4 protein-coding genes are annotated in these 3,925 nt (G+C 58.7%); all 4 read left to right on the forward strand.

Annotated elements, in window-relative coordinates:
• A partial coding sequence (locus EN949_RS33525) for a 4Fe-4S binding protein (RefSeq protein ID WP_164750711.1) occupies window positions 1-151 on the forward strand: 151 nt, incomplete at its 5' end.
• Window positions 152-230: 79 nt separating this feature from the next.
• Window positions 231-422: an exopolysaccharide production repressor protein gene (locus EN949_RS36920; protein ID WP_127230899.1), complete on the forward strand. Its 192-nt coding sequence runs from the start codon at window positions 231-233 to the stop codon at window positions 420-422.
• 236 nt (window positions 423-658) lie between these two features.
• Window positions 659-1,672, forward strand: a complete 1,014-nt coding sequence (locus EN949_RS33535; protein ID WP_024505903.1) for a 1-aminocyclopropane-1-carboxylate deaminase — start codon at window positions 659-661, stop codon at window positions 1,670-1,672.
• Between the two features lie 599 nt (window positions 1,673-2,271).
• The gene (locus EN949_RS33540; RefSeq protein WP_063170386.1) at window positions 2,272-3,429 is read left to right on the forward strand and encodes a TlpA disulfide reductase family protein; all 1,158 of its coding nucleotides are present in this window, start codon (window positions 2,272-2,274) and stop codon (window positions 3,427-3,429) included.
• Window positions 3,430-3,925: the final 496 nt, after the last annotated feature.

The raw sequence follows: 3,925 nt of genomic DNA on the forward strand, positions 1-3,925 counted from the left end.
CGATGACGAGGACGACGATTTCGACGGCAAGCTCAATCGCATGATCATGGTTGTCGATGATGCCGGCCGCTGCATAGGCTGCGGAGCCTGCGGCCGCGTCTGCCCCAAGAACTGCCAGACGCATGTTCCGGCCGACGAGCTCGCAACATGATCTGGCGAAAACCAGGGGAGCGGCGTGCACTTCATCTTTTTGTCGGCTCGTGGGGCTGGTCCTGTGCAGCAATGCGTCGATGGTTTACTTCGCTTTGGATTCGCTCCGTGTGGCAGTCGTCACGACGCTGGCCTGTTCGCTGCTGCTTCAGGCCGGCTACTTCGGCCGCGTGCTCTTTCTGATCTGGCAGTCCTCTAGCCGCGCTCGTGGAACTCGCCACAGGGGCCAGCATGCCGATGGTTACAGGAAAGCTCGGGTACCAGTCGTCTGACTCTGATCAACTGCGGAATGCAATTTTCAGCTGTGTCCCGGCTTGGTCGAATGCCCAGCATGTGCTGCTGCTTTGATGCGCGGATGACAGGATCAGTGCTCAGACCCACACCAATTTTGGTCACCCTCTGATGACTGAGCTGATCGTATAGGGAATCTGTGTTCGGCTAACACGCGACCATACCCCTGGGCTGACCGGTGCGTAGCAGGTTCAGGTACTTTTTTGCTGGAGATAGCATGCTGGAAAAATTCGAACGTTATCCGCTCACCTTTGGACCCACGCCGATCGAGAGGCTCGACCGCCTCGGCAAGCATCTGGGCGACAAGGTGGAAATCTACGTCAAACGCGAGGACTGCAACTCCGGTCTCGCGTTCGGCGGAAACAAGCTGCGCAAGCTCGAATACATTGTGCCCGACGCGATCGCGTCAGATGCCGATACGCTCGTCACAATCGGTGGCGTGCAGTCCAACCATACGCGCATGGTCGCTGCGGTCGCCGCCAAGATCGGCATGAAATGCCTCCTGGTCCAGGAGAGCTGGGTCCCACATGATGATGCTGTCTACGACCGGGTCGGCAATATCCTCTTGAGCCGCATCATGGGGGCAGAGGTGCGCCTGGTTGACGAGGGCTTTGACATCGGCATCCGCCGCAGCTGGGAAAAGGCACTTTATGAAGTCAAGGCAAGGGGCGGCAGGCCATATGCGATACCTGCCGGCGCCTCTGTCCACAAATACGGCGGCCTGGGCTATGTGGGGTTCGCTGAGGAGGTGCGTGCCCAGGAAGAGCAGCTTGGGTTTGCCTTCGACTATATCGTCGTCTGTACGGTGACTGGTTCAACCCACGGCGGCATGCTCGTCGGGTTCGCCAAGGATGGTCGACAGCGCAACGTGATCGGTATCGATGCCTCCGCCATGCCCGCCAAGACCAAGGCGCAGGTGCTTGGCATCGCCCAAAATACAGCGAAGCTCGTCCACCTCGGAGCGGAAATTGTCGAGGCAGACGTGGTGTTGTTCATGGACTACGCGTACCCGGGTTATGGCGTTCCATCGGAGGAAACCAAAGAGGCAATCCGTTTGTGCGCGCGGCTCGAGGGCATGATTACGGACCCCGTTTACGAGGGCAAATCGATGCAAGGGATGATCGACCTCGTCCAGAGGGGCTTCTTTCCACAGGGATCGAGGGTCCTCTACGCACATCTAGGCGGCGCACCGGCGATCAACGGGTACGGCTACACCTTTCGCAACGGCTGACGTTCGGCAGTCTGCGATTCCGCGGTCGCGCTCGAACGTGGGTAGGTAGCGTCGTTCGAGCGCTTGGCTGGAGAAGTGGAGGCAGCGACGGGCATCCACTAATTGGTACCATTACGTGCTGTCGGTGCTCAACGCCACGCGCATTGAGCGCATGCCGCCGTTGGCAACCGCGAGGCGAATTTTGACTCCGGGGCAAGAATCCACACGCGGCGGTGGCGGCACGAGGACCAAGCCGGCGAGTTCGCGCTTTCGAACTGGCGCCAAACTGCCACTGCTCGAGGGCCGAGGCCAGTCTAATCACAGGCGAGCCGTCCAAGCTCTCAAGAGTGATAGGGCGAAACCCGACAGCGGCAGAAGACATGTCGGGTTCACGACAATCGGCCGCATTTGGCCTCGTGGAGAATTTCAAAGCATTTCCCGCCGCTTACCGGAGCTGAGGGAATTGGCACCTCCGTTGCAGCTTGATGTGCGGCAACACGGTGAGAGCTTCGCTGAAGCAAGCCAGAGGGAGCGATGCCCTCGAGACCGTGTCCGATTTTGACTGGAAAATATTCCGCGACAAAAGAGACGAAAGGTGTGGAATGACTTTGGACACCAAGATGGAACTGCGTATGGGGTCCCCGGCTCCTGCGATCAAAGTGGAGAACTGGCTGCGTGGCGAGCCCCTCACGAACTTTCGGCCCGGCAAGGTCTACCTCGTTGAGTTTTGGGCGACTTGGTGCGGACCATGTGTCGACGCCATGCCCCATTTGATCGAACTGCAGGAGAAATATGAAGGCAGCGGATTTGAGGCGGTCGGAGTTGCCGCCTGCGAACAGGGTCCTACCGCAGACGAGGCGCGGACCAACGTGGATGCCTGGCTGACCGAGGAGTTCCCGAATCTGAATTATCGTATCGGGTTCGATTACATTGGCGAAATGAACAAGCTCTGGATGGATCCCAGCTCTTCGATTGGGATTCCCACCTCGTTCGTGGTCGACCGCGACGGCCACATCGCTTTTATCGGCCACCCGGCGGAACTCGATGACGTTTTGCCGAAAGTCCTTAACGGCAGCTGGCGCAGCAGCTATGAAGCGAAAGCCGCCGATGCAAAGCGCATCGCGCATAACCAACTTGCAGCGCGCGAAATGTCGCTTACCGGGCCGATATACGCCAAACTTGAGCCGGCGATGCAGGCCGAGGATTGGACGGCGGCGCTCTTGGCCATCGAAGAAGGCCTCGCCTTGATGCCAGACTCTTGTGAGTTCCGGCAGATTCATGCGGATCTTCTGCTTCACAAGCTGCGCGACATCAAGACCGGCATGCCGGTCATGCGAGAATTGGTCGAGGACGCGATCGACAAAACGTCCGACGCGGTGTCGTGGATGGCCTTGGCCCTCAACCAACTCTTCGATCCCACGATGGACAATTCCCATCTTCCGCGCGCGGAGCGCTTTGCGATGGGCAACGAGCTCTCGGAACAGATACTGGCACTCAATCCCCCGAACGGCGATGGCCCGTTTAAATACCTCCGGTACCTCCCGGTAGCTCAGTATTATTACGAGAGCGGCAACAAAGATCGCGCAATCGAGTTGATCGAGGTGGCACTGAAATCGGTGGACCGGCTGGGGCCAATTCCGGACCACACCAAACAGTACTATCTTACCCCATTGCTCGAAGCACTGGCCAACTACACGGGTGAGCCTGCCTGTCACGCGGATCTTTGTGTGGCTCCGCAAAAGAAGGCACCCGAAACTCAAAACGAAGTCACTTCCTGAGCAAGAATCGCGAAGGGACTGACAATTGGAATTGAACACTGGCCAATCCGCCCATCGAAGCTCTCTTCGCAGCAAGTATGTCGATGCAGCAGGGCGGCGGCTTGCGGAAGGTTGGATTTCAATTGCGTTGACCACCGGTCGGATCGCGGCGCAGACGATGTGCGCCGCGAATTCGCGCCGCAGGTCTCGCACTCGTGGACATGTCGAGGTCGGCCACGGGGCACTCTTGGGGTTGGCCCGCCCAAGCCATTCGTCGGCCACGCAAGCGGACCCGGAGTGGGCATCGCAGGAAAAGGAAATCGTACCTCGAAGACGAAGACTGAAATGACGAACAACGAAATTCCTCCGGTTGGCCCTGCTGTCAACAATGACGACGAGGCCCTTGCTTCCCCGTTCGTCAAATGCCTCCTGCGGCTCATTCGTACTCAGGATTCCTTCGGCTTATGGGAAGGCCATTCGGATGCCGAGCTGCTGGCCGAGTTCATCATCACCAAGC

Origin of the sequence: Mesorhizobium sp. M7A.F.Ca.US.007.01.2.1, from assembly GCF_003998165.1 — a bacterium.
In the GTDB taxonomy this organism is placed as follows: Bacteria; Pseudomonadota; Alphaproteobacteria; order Rhizobiales; family Rhizobiaceae; genus Mesorhizobium; species Mesorhizobium ciceri.